Source organism: Dolichospermum sp. UHCC 0315A, assembly GCF_008121535.1.
Lineage (GTDB): Bacteria > Cyanobacteriota > Cyanobacteriia > Cyanobacteriales > Nostocaceae > Dolichospermum > Dolichospermum lemmermannii.
Genome location: NZ_CP043056.1, coordinates 2,742,546 through 2,759,071 on the forward strand (window position 1 = coordinate 2,742,546; position 16,526 = coordinate 2,759,071).

A 16,526-nucleotide genomic window follows, 5' to 3' on the forward strand; every position below is an offset into this window, starting at 1 on the left:
AAATTTCTAATTATTTACCAAGAGTCAGTTCCTCCTTTTTCCCTAAAATACCTTGAGGTCGCCAAATCATCAATACCATTAAAAGTAAGCCAATAAACATGATCCGAAACGCACCAATTCGTTCTACATCTAGGGGAACAATTTTGGGTAAAAATTCCCTAGTGAGGGCATCATAGGTAAAGAAAATGACTGCACCTAAAATAGTTCCCAGATTGTTGCCAGAACCACCTAAAATTACCATAATCCAGGCATCAAAGGTAAGTTGGGGTTGGAAGTTATCGGGGTAAATTGCGCCTAGTTGCCAAGCAAAAAATGCTCCAGCAATCCCCGCAATTGCCCCACCTAACATTAATGATTGTAGTTTATAGGAAAAGACGTTTTTTCCTAAGGCTTTGGGAATTTCTTCATCTTCACGAATAGATTTTAGCACTCTTCCCCAAGGCGATCGCACTAAAATTTCTAACCGCCAAAAGACAAAAGCTAAAATCAACAATATGAGCAACATTAACCCGGCTTTGGGATTATAATTATAGAGTCCAATCACACCAGAAATATAAATTGCAACAGCTAATAACCCTAAAGCAATTCCGACTATTAACCGAGAGGTAAATTCTTGTTTAAGACTACTATTTCTAACTATACTATTACTTGCAGAAATTTGAGCAGTCCGTACCCAACGCCATAGGGAAAATAATGTGATTCCTGCTAATAAAGTTAATACTCCAATCATTACCAAACGGAAAAATAAATTGGGAGTTGTTGATAAAGGGATAACATAACTTTGCACACCGAAAGATCCCGATATCCACGTATTACCTACAGGTAAATCCTGGTTATTGACTATTAATCGAATTAATTCACCTGTACCAATGGTGACAATTGAAAGATAATCTTCGCGTAACCGCAAAGTTGCAAAGCCAATTACTAAACCAAGCATTGCGGCAACAACTGCTCCGATTCCCGCCGATAGCAGTAACGGTACGCCCTTGAGACTTAATAAAACCGTCGTATACGCACCCAAAGTCATGAAAGCAATATGACCAAAGTTAATTAAACCAGTAAAACCCCATTGGAGATTGAGTCCTAGTCCGAACAGGGCGAAGGTGGCGGTAGAAATAGCGAGAAAAATCAGGTATTCGATCATAGTTTAGCTAGTTGTCATTGGTCATGTTTGAGTTGTCAGTTATCAGCCGTTAATGTAACGCAATGTAAACTGAAACCCCTCTATATCCGTTATTCTATTAAAAACTGTATAAGACAAAGCAGGGATCGCCAAAAGCATACATTAAACTTGTGTTTGACCAACACTTTATTTGAGATTTCCCTATGGATTCTAGGGTACTTTGGCAACGATACCAGGACTGGTTGTATTTCCATCCAGGATTAGGACTATATCTAGATATTAGTCGAATGAGGTTTGATGATGGGTTTGTGGCATCATTGCAACCTAAGTTTGACAAAGCGTTTGCGGATATGGTGGAATTAGAAAAAGGGGCGATCGCCAATCCCGACGAAAACCGCATGGTAGGACATTACTGGTTGCGGAATCCAGATTTAGCCCCCACCCCCGAACTCACCCAAGAAATAGTTCAAACCTTAGAACAAATCGAAGCATTTGCTGACCAGGTACACACCGGGGCAATTCATCCCCCCAAGGAATGCCGCTTTACAGATATCATTTCCATTGGTATTGGTGGTTCAGCCTTGGGTCCCCAATTTGTCACCCAAGCCCTATCCCCCGACGTACCACCCCTACAAATTCACTTTATAGACAATTCCGACCCCACCGGAATTGATCGGGTTCTTGCCCAACTTGGCGATAAACTAGCCACAACCTTGGTATTAGTCATTTCCAAATCTGGAGGCACACCCGAACCTCGCAACGGCATGATTGAGGTTAAACAAGCCTACACAGCCAAAAAATTAGACTTTGCTAAATATGCAGTCGCTATTACCGGACAAGATAGCAACCTGGATCAAGTCGCCAAAGCTGAAAATTGGTTAGCCCGGTTTTCCATGTACGATTGGGTAGGTGGACGTACCTCAGAAATGTCCGCTGTAGGGCTAGTACCTGCGGCATTACAGGGCATTGATATCCGTGCCATGCTGGATGGTGCAAAAGAAATGGATGATGCCACCCGCGTCCCCAATCTCAAAAACAACCCAGCCGCTTTATTAGCCCTTGCTTGGTATTTCTCAGGAAATGGCAAAGGTGAAAAAGATATGGTAGTCCTCCCTTACAAAGACAGCCTGTTGCTATTTAGTCGCTATTTGCAACAACTGATCATGGAATCTTTGGGTAAAGAAAAAGATTTAGATGGGAACACTGTATTTCAAGGGATTGCAGTTTATGGTAACAAAGGTTCTACCGACCAACACGCCTATGTGCAACAGTTGCGCGAAGGTGTCCCCAATTTCTTTGCTACCTTAATTGAAGTTTTAGAAGATCGTCAAGGAAAATCCACAGAAGTTGATCCTGGAGTCACTTCCGGTGATTATCTTTGTGGTTTCTTGTTAGGAACTCGTCAAGCATTGTATGAGAATCACCGCGATTCGATTACAGTCAGCATTCCTCAAGTTAATGCTCGCACAGTTGGCGCATTAATTGCATTGTATGAACGGGCTGTAGGTTTATATGCCAGTTTAGTAAATGTCAATGCTTATCATCAACCAGGTGTGGAAGCTGGTAAAAAAGCTGCCGCTGTGATTCTCGATTTACAAAAACGAGTTTTAGAAGTGTTGCAAACCCAGAAAAAAGCACTTTCTATTTCTGAACTTGCAGATATGTCCGGCGCTACTGAGGAAGTGGAAGCAATTTACAAAATTCTCCGTCATTTACACACCAATAATCGGGGTGTGGTGTTAACTGGTGATTTAGCTAAACCTGGAAGTTTAACTGTTTCTCTCGGTTAAAAATTTAGATCCCCTTAATTTAGATCCCCGACTTCTTAAAGAAGTCGGGGATCTTGTTTTGTGGCTATAAATTATCAAAAATATTAAAAGTATCATTAGATAGAGATAAAAAAATAACATATTAGGTAAATATGATAGATACGCTAATAACTTATTTAAGCAAGAAAAAAGAATTTTTAATAAATTCAGTAAATTCAGGAGATTAAATTATGTCCAATATTGTAAAAATATCCAAAGAAGATATTATTTATCACCTCAAAATATCTTGTCAAATCCCTAGTTTGTTAGAAGCGATCGCTACCAGAACCATTATTACACAAACTGCTAAAAAAGAAAATATTACCATCGAAATAGCAGAATTACAACAATCCGCAGACAGTTTACGATTAGTTAATAATCTACTTAAAGCAGAGGACACATGGCAATGGTTACAAAAACATTATCTTTCCTTAGATAACTTTGAAGAAGTAGCAAATCTCAATCTCCTATCAGCAAAATTAGCCCATCATTTATTCGCTGAAAAAGTTGAACCATTCTTTTATGCTCACCAACTTGATTACAGCGGAGCAGTTACCTATGAAGTCATATTAGATGATGAAGATCTAGCTTTAGAAATATTTTATGCTCTTCAAGAAGGAGAAATTAGTTTTCAAGAAGTAGCTCGTCAATATATCGAAAATCCCGAAATTCGTCGCGCTGGAGGATATCAAGGTATCCGCAAACGTAGTGATTTTCGACCAGAAATTGCTGCCGCAGTTTTTGCAGCTAATCCCCCAGAAATTATTAAACCAGTCATTACACCTAAAGGAGTCCATATCATTATAGTTGAAGAAATTATTGCCCCCGAATTGAATGAACAAATGCGCGTAGCAATTCTCGGAGATTTATTTACCAATTGGTTAAAAGAGCAAATTAATAAATTAGAAATTGTTGCCACATTAGGAGATGAAATAAATTCTCCTCCTTCTCCCATAGAAATATTTAGTGAAGCTAGTTAAAACAGGAGATAATTATGCTATTCATTGATATGGAGTTTATTTTTAGTTGTCAAGACGTTTTATGCAACGTCTCTACAGAATTTATTTGAGTCTTATTGATCGGATGTAATCGGTTTACCATTTAAAGTCATTGTAGGAAGGCGATCACAAAGACTAAGATTAGCTTGCCAGCGAGAAGGGAAATCTGGATCAATGAAGGTAATTTCAAATCTGCCCCAATAATAAGTAGGTTTACCATTAGCACCTTCTCTATAGGTATCGCAACGTACCGATGAACGATCACGATCTTGTGCCCAATAGCCGCTGTATGAACCCCGGTTGGTGGTGACTCCTGCTAAACCATCAATAAATATAAGTCTATTGCGGCCATAACTCCAGATAGCAGTTTTGTTACGATCTGTTTGATAGATCACATTATATTCCTTCGTTTTCCACATCTCATCTGCTAGAACTTTTTGGGGAGCGGCAAAACAAGCCAATAGGGCTAAAGTTAGAAAAACATGGTTATTTTTCATACAGTAAAGTTAACCTTGATAAATTTACAATCTGCGTTAGTTGCACAAATCGATTTTATCATGATCTTAGACATCGGAGATTACCAAACTCGAAGATCTTAATTAACAGTAGCCAAAAAGCTAATAATTACTGTCTAAAAAATACTTGAGATCCCCGAATTCTTAGAGAATTCGGGGATATTGATATTATCAATCTAAAGTCGTATAAATATCATCTGAATAGCCATTAAGATAAGGATATCGTAATTTGATTTTGTGTAAAGTAAATTGTTCCAAAATAGCTGTCATTCGACTTTCAGGATGATTATTACCCGCTTGCCAAGCAGCAATTAAACCATTAGCAATCATTTGACAACGATTAGTCCCAAAACTTTCTTTTTCTGCCAACTTATTGGTTGGTTCTTCAGCACAACCTAATCCTGGTGCTAGTTGCTTAGTAAACAACGGTACTTGTGGAAAAAAACTATCTTGATTTTCTGAATATACCTGTTGTAACATAGGATAAATTGTTTTATATTGATGTTTATTAAAGTAAAGAACTGCCGAATCATAACGTCTATATTCATCAGGATTATATAGAGCTTTAAATGAGAAAGAAACTTGCATATTATTGAGTTCTGTAGTCACATTCTCCATCACTGATACCGCCCCATCAGGTGATACATTAAAGTAGATTCTAACAATATCTTGATTATCTTGAGTGCCTAGATTAGATACTGCCATATAAAATCCATTCTGGACTAGATTTTTAGGCATTTTAATTGCCACCAAATCACCAACATTAGCTGATTTATCAATTTCTGATAAATATAAATCCCGCTCAATATGCAAAGTCAACCCATTTTTTTGGACTGCTAAACAACCATCTTCTTCTTCATTAACTACTAACCAATTTTTACTCCAATAACCTCCACCTGTATTACTCGTATGGAGTCTTTCATAAAACGCCAAATCCATGCCAAATAAGCTATTATTACTGAGGTTATTTATTTGATTGTCATCACCAAGAGAATCATGCCAAGAACCATTGTAATAAGCACTATAGAGAAAATTACGTAAGTGAATACGCAAATGCTTCTCTTGAATATCTAAGGATAGATTTTTAAACCGAGCGATTACTGATTCTGGCAATTCTAATAATTTGTAATCTGGATGCTTAATAGAATAAAATGATTTAATTTCCAGATGATCAACAATATTTTGCAGTGCTATTTGTAATTCTTTTGGAAGTTGAAAAAGTTGACTATAGACAGAATCTAATACTTGCATATAAGCCTTCCTTTTCTAAACAAGAGATAAATTTTTAGAAGTTATTGTTGAAAATTCCATCCCCAAAATTGTGGAAATAGATGCTTGGGGACGACATAATAAACTTTTAGCAACTTGGAGCATACAAATACCTGAATTATCAAAGGTTTTTTCATGTTGAAGTCTAGCTTGAATAGCTCTAATTAAAGCTAAACCGCTAAACTGCATCACTAATTGTAAGAAATCTGGACGCAATTCTAAAATTTCTGGAAAAGTAGTTAAATAAGCAGTAACTAATGTTGATAAAGAAGGTTGAATCATTGATAAGGGAATCGCAGCTAAACGCAAACATTCCTCAATTGGTATGGTTTTACTAGAGACTATGCTATATAACCAAACTTGCAGATAACTAGCAATTATTGTGCCTAAATCATTAGCAGGATCTCCCCAATTACCTTTTTCCCAATCAATTAGTCGGATGATATTTTTATTTTCAGGTAATTTATCTTCTATGTCTGTTTCCCAGTTCAAAGATACAAGAATATTATTAAGTTTGAGATCATTATGGGTGAGACAAGCAGGAGTAAAAGCCTGATTTAATTGTGTAATTGCTTTTCCTAAATTATCGTAACGTTGATAGAGAGTAAAAAACTTTAAACCATCAGCCGGAAGTTGACCAAATATTTCTGGTGTAATTCTATCTAATCCTTTGTTAATATTTTGAGATTTTAAAGAATTTTCAAAGAACTTTTGATAGTTATTATTGTCTATTGTCATGCGATGAATAGCTGCAATAGTTGTGCCAACTACCTGAGCAATTTCCTCGGGAAATTCCTGATCTTTGGCGTAAAATTCAGCTAAGTCTTGATATTGATTTAGATAGTTAAAAACAATGATAGAGTTTTCTAAATCAAAATGAATTGCTTCTGACAAAGATGCTCGTAAATGAGTTATTTCTGGGAATTTTTGCCAAAAATCATGAACTCTCCACTCATCTATAAATTCACCTAAAGTTTTACCATTTTGATCATAACGCTCTTGTTTTACTAATAGTTGACGACCATCTGATAAAGTGATTAATAGGTTAAAGTTTTTAGCAGATTTTAATTCGATTTTACTTAGGGACTCCTCTTGTGGCTGACAAATTTTGTTTTCAACAAGGTAATTGAAAACATTTGCAAAACTTATTAAGAATGGCATGATTTCAAATGATAATAATATATGTGTGTGAAATTGCTATTGCTCAGTTAATTTCAGTTTTAGTAAAATCATTAACTTGATAGGTTGGAAATTATTTATTTTCTAAATGTCTTCGTTAATAGTGAAATGGCATCTATAGCATAAATTACTAAGACAAATTCTAGAGCCTTAACGCCATAATTAAGTATTTGACTAGCATTATTATATTCACCTCCAAATACAGATACTGCGTCTAAATTACTTAAATTAATAATAAACTTTTTTTCATCAGTATTCTCTAGATTAGAAATCCTAATGTTTGCCATTTCTTACCTCTAGAAAGATTCGATTTTTGTGGATGCAATTTTATTAACTATCCAGGATTATTAGTAATCAATCTCATGTAAGTAACATAGATTAGTTTTTACTTTTACTCCTGGATAGTTATATCGGCTTTGTAGTTGACTACAAAGCCAAGTAATTAGTGTCCGTAGTGAGAATCATTGCTGAAGGATTTAGCGATATGCTTAATACTAGCAATCGCATAGCCATCAACTAAGAATTCTAGATATTTAACACCAAAGTCACCATAAGCACTAAAACCGCTGAAATCGCCACCACCACCATTGATTGATACGGAAGCTGCATCATTCAATTCATTAAGATAGCTTTCAGAATCTGCAAATAATTCAGAACCAGTTGTATTTAGTTGAGAAAGGGTAATAGTTGCCATAATTTCCTCCAAGAAGATTTGTTTTTGTAAGTTAGAATTTGTGAGTCGGTTAAGTTGGTGTTTCCTTAACCGTTACTCCTATTTTTATTCATAAAAAATAGAAAAATCAAGGCTTTGAACCTAGTAAAAAAGACACAAATATCTGAATTCTGTCTTTTATAAAAACTGCAAACTATGGAATTAACCTCCATAAAAAATCGTGTATCTTCAGGTTAATAAATCTGAAAACACACGAAAATAAGTAAAATATTGAATTTTTTCACAGCAGATATTAAAAATCGAATTTGCTTCTTAGACTATCTGTTGTATCTTTGAGGCTGATTTTCCACCTTTCCATACTACTGTCTAGTTCTTTGAATACTGTTGAAAGATCAGTTGTATTGGTTATATTGGTTGTTGGCGGATTTCTTCTGTCTTTTCTCATCACGTAACCACCTTTAAGAGTCTTCATTTCCCAAGGTGTTAGTTGATCCAGAATCGGTTCTGCAAGCCTAAGTTCTAATTCAGAAATTGTAATTCTCATTGTTGATTCACCTCCTTGAATACTCCATTTATATGGAATCAGGCTATAAATTTATCCTGCTCTTATATTCTGGAATAGTATCTGACAAAATAAATGATTTGAAACTAATTTATTAGACAGAATCAAGGGTATTTTGTCTATGGAAACAAAAAAAGCAAAGGAAGTTTCATAAAAGTAACTTCCCTTGCCTTAGATGAATTAAAAACTATCTACCTCTATCAAAAGGTGGAAGTTTCTTTCTAGCTTTAGTAATTAACCAACAAATGCTAACCGAGGTGCGACTTCAGCAGGACGTTCTACACCTTTGAGGTAAGCAAGAACGGTATCAGCATCAGATACTTCAAAAGGATCACTACCACAGTTATCTTCAAAACCTGGTTCAATGAACATTTTTTCAATTTCGCCGTTATTAACAACCATTGCATAACGCCAAGAACGCATTCCAAAACCGATGTTAGATTTATCAACTAACATTCCCATTTTGCGGCTAAATTCTCCACTACCATCTGGTAACAAGAAAACATTTTTAGCGCCTTGTTGTTTGCCCCATTGGAACATTACAAATGCGTCATTAACTGACAAACAAATGATTTGATCAACACCTTGCGCTTTGAATTCCTCAAACAGTTCTTCATAGCGAGGCAAATGAGTAGAAGAACAGGTAGGAGTGAAAGCACCAGGAAGCGCAAATAATACTACTTTCTTACCGGCAAAAATTTCTTGTGTGGTGACATCTTTCCAAGTGTAAGGATTTGGTCCACCGATAGATTCATCCCGCACACGAGTCTTGAATACTACATTTGGAACGTGAGTAATAGCAGTCATAAATACCTCTTTTTTAGATGGAAGATTTTAACTCGTGTTGCTGCTTTTGCTTAGAGCATCAGTAGCTTATCTCATAAATCAGAATAATTCTGATTTAGGAATTAGTCAATAGTCATAAATACTTATTTTATAATGTATTTATTAAAAAATATTAGTTCTTAAAAATGAACGTTATAATAAGAGATTATATTTTTATATAGCTAAGTAAATCCTATGCAGCAAAAAGCTAATGATATTGTCAAAACCTTGAAAACTAGAGGGTTGCGAGTCACACCCCAGCGATTTGGCGTTTATGCCAACCTCTTAGCCAGACGAGATCATCCGACGGTTGATCAAATTATGAGAGACTTGAATCATGAAGCACCCACTTCTTCTCAAGCAACCGTATATGCGGCGCTTCAGGCACTGCGAGAGGTGGGTTTGGTGCGAGAAGTGCTATTAGAGGAAGGTGTCTCCCGTTATGATGCTAACGTTGCCCCCCACCATCATTTTCGCTGTAACTGCTGTGGTGCAATTGAAGATATCAACTGGAATACTTTCCCCGATATTGATGTCAGTCAATTGCGACAGGGGTTAAAAGTGGAACGGTATGAAGTGACAGTTGAGGGAGTGTGCGATGTTTGCAGCACCCATGTTTGATATAATAATTAACTAAAATTGCATAGGAGTAGACAATGTACGACAGCGATAAACGTAAATTATTATCAGCATTGTGTCATGGGGCAATTTTTTTTAGTACCACAATTGTCTCCGTTGGCTTACCCATAGCCATACTATTTGTATCAGATGATCCTGTTGTCAAAGAGAATGCCAAAGAATCTATCAATTTCCATTTTAACGTTTGGTTATATGGAGCAATTCTGGGAGCATTGTTTTTTCTGTTTGGTTGGTTGATTTTACCATTATTCATCTTGTTTCCACTCGCAGGTTTAGGTTATATCCTCCACTGGGGATTGACAATTTGGGCGCTAATTGGCGTTTTTAGTGATCCTAATCAACCTTGCCGTTATCCGTTTATTTTTCGAGTTTTTTAGCTCATATCAGGAAAGATATGGTAGGTTAATTAATCATAGACTTTTGATTAAACAACTTACCAAAATTAACTCCATGATTTTTTAAGATTGTTTTTTGCAAATTTGTTATAAGCAAATGTCTATCAAGTTGTAAAATATAAAATTGCCCCACAGCTTCATCAACAGTAGGGCAAAAGACAGTTACGCACTGCTTGTAGTTTGTCTGAATAGAGCAAGTTAAAAACTTGCTTTTGTGACGCTTTATTCTGTGTCCATTGTATTATTTTGTCTGCACAAAATTTATGTTTCCTATACATCGCCCTCGTCGTCTGCGTAGCCATACCCAATTGCGTCGGATGGTACGTGAAACCGTTTTAACTACTAACGATTTGATTTATCCATTGTTTGCAGTACCAGGAGAAGGTATTGCCAAGGAAGTCAAATCTATGCCCGGTGTCTATCAACTTTCAGTAGATAAGATTGTTGAAGAAGCTAAGGAAGTTTATGATTTAGGAATTCCGGCAATTATCTTATTTGGAATTCCGGCAGATAAAGATATAGATGCTACCGGGGCGTGGCATGATTGTGGCATTGTCCAAAAAGCAGTAACCGCCGTTAAAAATGCTGTTCCTGATTTAATTGTTATGGCTGATACTTGTTTATGTGAATATACAAGTCATGGTCATTGTGGTTATTTACAAGTTGGTGATTTAACTGGAAGGGTTTTAAATGATCCAACTTTGGAATTATTAAAGAAAACCGCAGTTTCTCAAGCTCAAGCTGGTGCAGATATTATCGCACCTTCGGGGATGATGGATGGTTTTGTGCAAGCTATTCGCGCAGGTTTGGATGAGGCGGGATTTGAAGATATTCCCATTATGTCCTATGCTGCTAAATATGCTTCGGCTTATTATGGGCCATTTAGAGATGCGGCGGACTCAACACCACAATTCGGGGATAGACGCACTTACCAAATGGACCCGGGTAACGCTAGGGAAGCGCTAAAAGAAATTGAGTTGGATATTGCTGAAGGTGCTGATATGCTCATGGTAAAACCAGCTTTGGCATATATGGATATTATTTGGCGCGTCAAGGAAGCTACTAATTTACCTGTGGCGGCTTACAATGTCTCTGGTGAGTATGCGATGGTGAAGGCTGCGGCTTTAAATGGTTGGATTGATGAGCAGCGCGTTGTTATGGAAACCTTGACTGGTTTTAAACGGGCTGGTGCTGATTTAATTTTGACTTACCACGCTAAGGATGCGGCTCGGTGGTTGTAATAAGATAATGTCTCACGCTGGCGCAAAGAGTGTTTTTGTGTTTGGGCGTGAGGTTTTTTGGTATATTTTACAATATCTTGTCCATTTTTTGTAGGTCGGGTTAAGCGACAGCGCAACCCGACGCATTTGTTGGACAGGAAGCCCACACTGTACCGTCAGGTCAGTTTGGGTAGTTCACCCTTTAATAAATCACCTGGCAGAAAAGCCCCATTTTCCGTAATAATGGCGGTAATTAAATCAGCAGGTGTGACATCAAAAGCCGGGTTATAAAATTCCACTCCTGGAGGTGTGAGAACAGTTTCACCTATTTGATATATTTCCCTTGGGTGACGTTCTTCAATGGGAATTTGACTACCATCAATTAATTCAAAATCTACTGTAGATAAAGGTGCAGCGACAAAGAAAGGAATATTATGAGCTTTGGCGACAATAGCTAAACTATAAGTTCCGATTTTATTGGCAGTGTCACCATTAGCAGCAATTCTATCAGCACCCACAACTACAGCATCAATTAAACCTTGTTTCATGCAGTGGGCAGCCATATTATCGGTAATTACTGTCACTGGAATGCCTTCTTGGACACATTCCCACGCGGTGAGTTTTGCACCTTGTAATCGGGGACGGGTTTCGTCAGCAAATACCCTGGCTAAACGCCCTTCTTTCCACGCAGAACGGACTACACCTAATGCTGTCCCATAACCGGCAGTGGCTAATGCCCCAGCGTTGCAATGAGTGAGTATAATTAGTTGGTCTGGGGTTTGCGGTAATGCTGCCAAACCATGATCACCTATAGCTTGACAGGTTTGTAGATCTTCGGCATTGATCTTTTGGGCAGTTTCTAAAAGAGTTTGTTGAATTTCTGCGACTGTTCCCACGGTTTCATAAGCCGTTTTCATCATTCTGCCAATGGCCCAAAACAAATTTACCGCAGTGGGACGGGTAGAACGCAACAAATTAGCGACTGTTTCCAATTTAGTCAAAAACTCTTGGATATCGCTTGTTTCAATTTCCCTTGCACCTAAATACATTCCATAGGCCGCAGCCACTCCTATCGCCGGCGCACCTCTCACAATCATGGTTGTAATGGCTTGTGCCATATCTTCACTGCGGTGAATCTCCACCACTGTATATTCATTAGGTAAGCGAGTTTGATCAATGAGTGATACTGAATTATTGCGCCAAATAACGGGATAAACCATATTGTTAGTTGTTAGTGGTTAGTAGGGGCGAAGCATTTGGAAGATAAATTATCGGTCATTGCCAAAAATAGTTCTCCAAATGCTTCGCCCGTACAGTTGTCAGTGGTAATGGATGAAAGGGAACTTTTAGATATAGTAATTATCAATCATTATTCAACAAATTCATGCTCTTTTGCCTGTTCCCTGTTCCCTGTTCCCTCTTTCCCAAATTAAGTTAAAAAAGAAAGATGAAAATTACCAAAAAAATCAACAATTGGCTGGAAACCCATGCTGCTGCACCTGCTTATGGTGGTTGGGTATTGGCGGGAATTTCTGTGTGTTATTTGGGTGCAGGGATTAATACCATGGCTGGCTGGCTGTATGTGATTAGTGGAGTCAGTTTTGCTCTTTTGGGTGTATCCGGTTTTGTTGCACCGCGATCGCTTGCAGGTATAATTGTCAAACGTCGTCCCATTGAACCAGTAACCGCAGGTGATGACCTAAAAATTGAGATAGAAATTCACAATCAGAGAAAACAATCGGCGACTTTATTACAAGTTAGAGACATTCTCCCATTTATTTTTGGTCAGCCAGTCCAGCAAAGTATTGAATCTATTCCACCACAGGATAGTTATCGCTGGGTATATTATCACCCTACCCAACAGCGAGGCCTTTACCGCTGGCATACGGTAGAATTAGCTACGGGTGCGCCTTGGGGTTTGTTTTGGTGTCGTCGTCCCCGTCAGTGTGAAGCTAGGGCAATTGTTTATCCCACCGTCTTACCCCTGACTACCTGCCCTTTAATTGATGAAATCGGACAAGATGACAGCCAACGGGGAGATCCTCGTGGTAAACCTTTACAAATGGCAACAACGGGATTAGTGCGATCGCTGCGTCCCTATCGTATAGGTGATCCTACCCGATTGATTCATTGGCGGACAAGCGCCCGTTATGGAGAATTACGAGTGCGGGAATTAGAAGTAATTACCGGGGGACAAGAAATTATTATTGCCATAGATAGTTCCTTCCAGTGGCAACAAGAATTATTTGAACAAGCCGTAATTACCGCTGCTTCCTTGTATTTTTATGCCCAACAGCAACAACTGCAAGTACAATTATGGACATCAGCTACAGGTTTAATTACAGGCAATATCGCAGTTTTGGAAACCTTAGCAGCCACCAACCCTATCGAGAAAAACAGCTTACCACCGGATAACTGTCCCCTAATTTGGCTGACACAAAACTCCTTTACCACATCCACCTTACCCCTGGGTAGTCGTTGGGTACTCTGGCAAAATTCAGATTCAGCAGCAGAAACTGTCATTAATCGGGAATATCCCGGTATCATTATCCAAAACGAACAAGAGCTACAACCCCAATTGCAAAAAGCTCTTAATTTATTTTCAGGCGATTTCTCGCACTGAGCCTGATGTACAATGCAATGAAACATTAAAATTTATCAACAGCACAGCCCATGGTGACATCAGAAGTGAATTCACAATCCAGCGATAAAAGCCTAGAAGCAATGCGGCATTTTTCCGAACAATATGCCAAACGGACGGGAACATACTTCTGTTCTGAACCTTCTGTTACCGCAGTTGTGATCGAAGGACTAGCCAAGCATAAAGATGAAATCGGTGCGCCTTTATGCCCTTGTCGTCACTACGAAGATAAGGAGGCCGAAGTTAATGCCGCTTTTTGGAATTGTCCTTGCGTCCCCATGCGCGAACGCAAAGAATGTCACTGTATGCTATTCCTTACCTCTGATAATGAGTTTTCCTGCGACAAACAAGAAATCTCTATGGAGACTATCAAAGAAGTTCGGGATACTATGGGATGAACGAAACCATGTCTGAAGAGTTTTGGCAAGGTGTAGAACAGTTCAATGCTGGACAGTTCTACGCTTGTCATGACATTCTTGAAGCACTCTGGATTGATAGTATCGAACCAGATAAAACTTTTTATCAAGGTATTCTCCAAATTGCCGTGGGACTGTATCATCTGGGTAATCATAATTTAAGAGGAGCAATGATTCTTTTAGGTGAAGGTAGCAATCGTCTTCGCCGTTATCTACCCAGCTACGGCGGTATTAATGTGGAAGAATTATTTACTGAAAGTGTGGATTTGTTAAAGACTCTACAACAAGAAAGTCTACAACCAATGGCAAATAATAAATTGGCTGAAAATCAAGCTCGACTTTTACCCAGTATTTCCCTGTCTAAACTATGATTTGTGGGATTTTGATGATTTATGGGATTTATTTGCTTAAGTAAGTCGGCCCAATAAAATCGATATATGTTTAGTTTTGTAAAAACCGTGAAACACCCTATTTATAAGGTATTCGTTAATTTATATTTCGTTACATAGATTGATTTTTTAACGCCGACCTACTTAATTTTTGGTGGGTGTTTCCAACTTGATCATTGTCTAAACTATGATTTGTGGGATTTTGATGATTTATGGGATTTATTTGCTTAATTTTTGGTGGGTGTTTCCAACTTGATCATTGTCTAAACTATGATTTGTGGGATTTTGATGATTTGTGGGATTTATTTGTTTAATTTTTGGTGGGTGTTTCCAACTTGATCATTGTCTAAACTATGATTTGTGGGATTTATTTGCTTAATTTTTGGTGGATGTGTCAGACTTGATAATTCGGTAACAATTAACAAATTTTTGCCAGTTGTGAGCAAAGGTTCTGGAAGCGAAACTTAAAGTTTAAAAAACCGTCCATTTTTGCTATAGGACTCATATTTGATTTTTATCTCCCTGTTCCCCGTTCCCCGTTCCCTAATTACTATGATACCTCCTTATCAATTGCTAAAATCACAGATCCGCCGCTTAGGATTGGCCTTGGTACTGCCAATTTCCCTTTTAGGTGTAACAGGATTACCTACCCAATTGCCACCAGCTACAGCCCAATCTGGGGGGAATCGTCCCCTGACTATCCGCTCTGATACTCAAGAATATGACGCGAAAACCCAAGTAATTACTGCCCGTGGTAATGTGCAAATGGTGTATCCGGCTCGTCAAATTCAAGCCACATCTGCTCAAGCTCAATATTTTAGTAAAGAAAAACGGATTGATTTCAGTGGGAATGTTTACATTTTGCAACAAGGTAGCAATAGTATTCGCGCGGAAAAAGTCACTTATTTAATTGATGAAGGTAAATTTATCGCCTTACCCCAATCTAATCGTCAGGTAGAATCTACATATATGGTGGAGGATGCCAATCCCAGTAGACAAACTACTAAACCGGCACCAAAAACTCCAGCCCTAAAACGTTCTAATTAGTATCTACAACCTAGATAAAACCTCATAGTGAAAATTGTTTTAGAGAATATTCACAAATCTTACGGTAAACGATTAATTGTGAATCGCGTTAATCTTTCCGTTAGCCAGGGTGAAATTGTCGGTTTACTAGGTCCCAATGGGGCTGGGAAAACGACAACATTTTATATTGCTACAGGTTTAGAAAAACCCAATCATGGTAAAGTTTGGTTAGATAATTTTGATATTACTAATTTTCCTATGCACAAAAGGGCTAGATTAGGTATTGGTTATTTAGCTCAAGAACCAAGTGTATTTCGTCATCTTTCAGTGCAAGATAATATTCTCCTAGTATTTGAGCAGACTCAAGTTCCCAGGAGGGAATGGAGACAACGACTACATACTTTATTGCAGGAATTTCGCTTAGAAAAGGTAGCTCTTAGCAAAGGTATTCAACTTTCTGGTGGGGAACGACGACGCACAGAATTAGCAAGAGCTTTAGCCGCAGGTAAAGAGGGACCGAAATTTCTGTTTTTAGATGAACCTTTTGCTGGAGTTGATCCCATTGCTGTATCTGAAATTCAGGAGATTGTCAGCCAATTACGCGATCGCGGTATGGGCATTTTAATTACAGATCATAATGTCCGCGAAACCCTGGCCATTACAGATCGGGCTTACATCATGCGCGAAGGACAAATTCTCGCTTTTGGTAATGCTGATGAACTCTACAATAACCCCTTGGTACGACAATATTATTTAGGTGATAATTTCGCAGTTTAAACTTTGCGCCTTTGCTCCTTCCCGTCTTTGCGCGAAACATAAATTATGATATATAAACAGTTTAAACCCTT

The 16,526-nt window shown here is 38.1% G+C and carries 20 protein-coding genes; 11 read left to right on the forward strand and 9 right to left on the reverse strand.

From position 1 onward, the window contains the following. Positions 1-10: 10 nt before the first annotated feature. Entirely contained in the window at positions 11-1,144 is a 1,134-nt protein-coding gene (locus BMF77_RS13320; RefSeq protein ID WP_148763407.1) for a branched-chain amino acid ABC transporter permease, read from the reverse strand. A 182-nt stretch (positions 1,145-1,326) separates the two neighbouring features. Between BMF77_RS13320 and BMF77_RS13325 the strand changes: the two genes are divergently transcribed. Next, the gene (locus tag BMF77_RS13325) at positions 1,327-2,913 is read left to right on the forward strand and encodes a glucose-6-phosphate isomerase (RefSeq protein ID WP_148763409.1); all 1,587 of its coding nucleotides are present in this window, start codon (positions 1,327-1,329) and stop codon (positions 2,911-2,913) included. Positions 2,914-3,122: 209 nt separating this feature from the next. Further along, on the forward strand, positions 3,123-3,911 hold the full coding sequence (locus BMF77_RS13330) for a peptidylprolyl isomerase (RefSeq protein ID WP_148763411.1): 789 nt from the start codon (positions 3,123-3,125) through the stop codon (positions 3,909-3,911). Between the two features lie 92 nt (positions 3,912-4,003). On the opposite strand, the gene BMF77_RS13335 is transcribed toward BMF77_RS13330, so the two are convergent. From BMF77_RS13335 to BMF77_RS13365, 7 genes are all read right to left on the reverse strand, one after another. Continuing rightward, entirely contained in the window at positions 4,004-4,426 is a 423-nt protein-coding gene (locus BMF77_RS13335; RefSeq protein WP_148763413.1) for a hypothetical protein, read from the reverse strand. 189 nt (positions 4,427-4,615) lie between these two features. After that, positions 4,616-5,695, reverse strand: coding sequence for a T3SS effector HopA1 family protein (locus BMF77_RS13340; protein ID WP_148763415.1), 1,080 nt, complete (start codon positions 5,693-5,695; stop codon positions 4,616-4,618). A gap of 15 nt (positions 5,696-5,710) precedes the next feature. Continuing rightward, positions 5,711-6,874 carry a phosphotransferase gene (locus BMF77_RS13345; protein ID WP_210422193.1) on the reverse strand — a complete coding sequence of 388 codons (1,164 nt, stop codon included), beginning with the start codon at positions 6,872-6,874 and terminating at the stop codon, positions 5,711-5,713. 95 nt (positions 6,875-6,969) lie between these two features. Further along, positions 6,970-7,179 carry a hypothetical protein gene (locus BMF77_RS13350; protein WP_148763419.1) on the reverse strand — a complete coding sequence of 70 codons (210 nt, stop codon included), beginning with the start codon at positions 7,177-7,179 and terminating at the stop codon, positions 6,970-6,972. A gap of 155 nt (positions 7,180-7,334) precedes the next feature. Continuing rightward, positions 7,335-7,586, reverse strand: coding sequence for a hypothetical protein (locus BMF77_RS13355; protein WP_148763421.1), 252 nt, complete (start codon positions 7,584-7,586; stop codon positions 7,335-7,337). A 271-nt stretch (positions 7,587-7,857) separates the two neighbouring features. After that, a complete protein-coding gene (locus tag BMF77_RS13360) occupies positions 7,858-8,109 on the reverse strand; it encodes a hypothetical protein (protein ID WP_148763423.1) in 252 nt (83 codons plus the stop codon). 252 nt (positions 8,110-8,361) lie between these two features. Then, positions 8,362-8,934 (reverse strand): peroxiredoxin, encoded by a 573-nt coding sequence (locus tag BMF77_RS13365; RefSeq protein WP_148763425.1) that lies wholly within the window; start codon positions 8,932-8,934, stop codon positions 8,362-8,364. 213 nt (positions 8,935-9,147) lie between these two features. Between BMF77_RS13365 and BMF77_RS13370 the strand changes: the two genes are divergently transcribed. The 3 genes from BMF77_RS13370 to hemB all read left to right on the forward strand — a co-directional run bounded on the left by BMF77_RS13370 (position 9,148) and on the right by hemB (position 11,227). Then, entirely contained in the window at positions 9,148-9,573 is a 426-nt protein-coding gene (locus tag BMF77_RS13370) for a Fur family transcriptional regulator (RefSeq protein ID WP_015078651.1), read from the forward strand. Between the two features lie 35 nt (positions 9,574-9,608). Then, on the forward strand, positions 9,609-9,968 hold the full coding sequence (locus tag BMF77_RS13375; protein ID WP_015078650.1) for a DUF4870 domain-containing protein: 360 nt from the start codon (positions 9,609-9,611) through the stop codon (positions 9,966-9,968). Positions 9,969-10,249: 281 nt separating this feature from the next. Continuing rightward, complete coding sequence (gene hemB / locus BMF77_RS13380) at positions 10,250-11,227, forward strand: porphobilinogen synthase (protein WP_148763427.1); 978 nt, start codon at positions 10,250-10,252, stop codon at positions 11,225-11,227. Between the two features lie 155 nt (positions 11,228-11,382). Here the strand turns inward: hemB and mtnA are convergent, their stop codons facing one another. After that, entirely contained in the window at positions 11,383-12,426 is a 1,044-nt protein-coding gene (gene mtnA / locus BMF77_RS13390) for an S-methyl-5-thioribose-1-phosphate isomerase (RefSeq protein ID WP_148763430.1), read from the reverse strand. Positions 12,427-12,462: 36 nt separating this feature from the next. On the opposite strand from mtnA, the gene BMF77_RS26730 reads away from it, so the two are divergent. From BMF77_RS26730 to lptB, 6 genes are all read left to right on the forward strand, one after another. Next, positions 12,463-12,639, forward strand: a complete 177-nt coding sequence (locus tag BMF77_RS26730; protein ID WP_168204356.1) for a hypothetical protein — start codon at positions 12,463-12,465, stop codon at positions 12,637-12,639. Between the two features lie 14 nt (positions 12,640-12,653). Beyond that, complete coding sequence (locus BMF77_RS13395; protein WP_148763433.1) at positions 12,654-13,829, forward strand: DUF58 domain-containing protein; 1,176 nt, start codon at positions 12,654-12,656, stop codon at positions 13,827-13,829. A gap of 50 nt (positions 13,830-13,879) precedes the next feature. Continuing rightward, entirely contained in the window at positions 13,880-14,245 is a 366-nt protein-coding gene (locus tag BMF77_RS13400) for a ferredoxin-thioredoxin reductase catalytic domain-containing protein (RefSeq protein WP_148763435.1), read from the forward strand. After that, positions 14,242-14,634: a DUF309 domain-containing protein gene (locus BMF77_RS13405; RefSeq protein WP_015078309.1), complete on the forward strand. Its 393-nt coding sequence runs from the start codon at positions 14,242-14,244 to the stop codon at positions 14,632-14,634. Before BMF77_RS13400 ends, BMF77_RS13405 begins: the two co-directional genes overlap by 4 nt. 570 nt (positions 14,635-15,204) lie before the next feature. After that, positions 15,205-15,699 (forward strand): LptA/OstA family protein, encoded by a 495-nt coding sequence (locus BMF77_RS13410; protein WP_148763437.1) that lies wholly within the window; start codon positions 15,205-15,207, stop codon positions 15,697-15,699. Positions 15,700-15,726: 27 nt separating this feature from the next. Then, complete coding sequence (gene lptB / locus BMF77_RS13415) at positions 15,727-16,455, forward strand: LPS export ABC transporter ATP-binding protein (protein ID WP_015078307.1); 729 nt, start codon at positions 15,727-15,729, stop codon at positions 16,453-16,455. Positions 16,456-16,526 lie beyond the last annotated feature (71 nt).

Excerpts from the sequence above, each read along its gene's own strand:
- BMF77_RS13320 (WP_148763407.1), bottom strand. The coding sequence starts at position 1,144 with ATGATCGAATACCTGATTTTTCTCGCTATTTCTACCGCCACCTTCGCC.
- BMF77_RS13325 (WP_148763409.1), top strand. The coding sequence starts at position 1,327 with ATGGATTCTAGGGTACTTTGGCAACGATACCAGGACTGGTTGTATTTC.
- BMF77_RS13330 (WP_148763411.1), top strand. The coding sequence starts at position 3,123 with ATGTCCAATATTGTAAAAATATCCAAAGAAGATATTATTTATCACCTC.
- BMF77_RS13335 (WP_148763413.1), bottom strand. The coding sequence starts at position 4,426 with ATGAAAAATAACCATGTTTTTCTAACTTTAGCCCTATTGGCTTGTTTT.
- BMF77_RS13340 (WP_148763415.1), bottom strand. The coding sequence starts at position 5,695 with ATGCAAGTATTAGATTCTGTCTATAGTCAACTTTTTCAACTTCCAAAA.
- BMF77_RS13345 (WP_210422193.1), bottom strand. The coding sequence starts at position 6,874 with ATGCCATTCTTAATAAGTTTTGCAAATGTTTTCAATTACCTTGTTGAA.
- BMF77_RS13350 (WP_148763419.1), bottom strand. The coding sequence starts at position 7,179 with ATGGCAAACATTAGGATTTCTAATCTAGAGAATACTGATGAAAAAAAG.
- BMF77_RS13355 (WP_148763421.1), bottom strand. The coding sequence starts at position 7,586 with ATGGCAACTATTACCCTTTCTCAACTAAATACAACTGGTTCTGAATTA.
- BMF77_RS13360 (WP_148763423.1), bottom strand. The coding sequence starts at position 8,109 with ATGAGAATTACAATTTCTGAATTAGAACTTAGGCTTGCAGAACCGATT.
- BMF77_RS13365 (WP_148763425.1), bottom strand. The coding sequence starts at position 8,934 with ATGACTGCTATTACTCACGTTCCAAATGTAGTATTCAAGACTCGTGTG.
- BMF77_RS13370 (WP_015078651.1), top strand. The coding sequence starts at position 9,148 with ATGCAGCAAAAAGCTAATGATATTGTCAAAACCTTGAAAACTAGAGGG.
- BMF77_RS13375 (WP_015078650.1), top strand. The coding sequence starts at position 9,609 with ATGTACGACAGCGATAAACGTAAATTATTATCAGCATTGTGTCATGGG.
- hemB (WP_148763427.1), top strand. The coding sequence starts at position 10,250 with ATGTTTCCTATACATCGCCCTCGTCGTCTGCGTAGCCATACCCAATTG.
- mtnA (WP_148763430.1), bottom strand. The coding sequence starts at position 12,426 with ATGGTTTATCCCGTTATTTGGCGCAATAATTCAGTATCACTCATTGAT.
- BMF77_RS13395 (WP_148763433.1), top strand. The coding sequence starts at position 12,654 with ATGAAAATTACCAAAAAAATCAACAATTGGCTGGAAACCCATGCTGCT.
- BMF77_RS13400 (WP_148763435.1), top strand. The coding sequence starts at position 13,880 with ATGGTGACATCAGAAGTGAATTCACAATCCAGCGATAAAAGCCTAGAA.
- BMF77_RS13405 (WP_015078309.1), top strand. The coding sequence starts at position 14,242 with ATGAACGAAACCATGTCTGAAGAGTTTTGGCAAGGTGTAGAACAGTTC.
- BMF77_RS13410 (WP_148763437.1), top strand. The coding sequence starts at position 15,205 with ATGATACCTCCTTATCAATTGCTAAAATCACAGATCCGCCGCTTAGGA.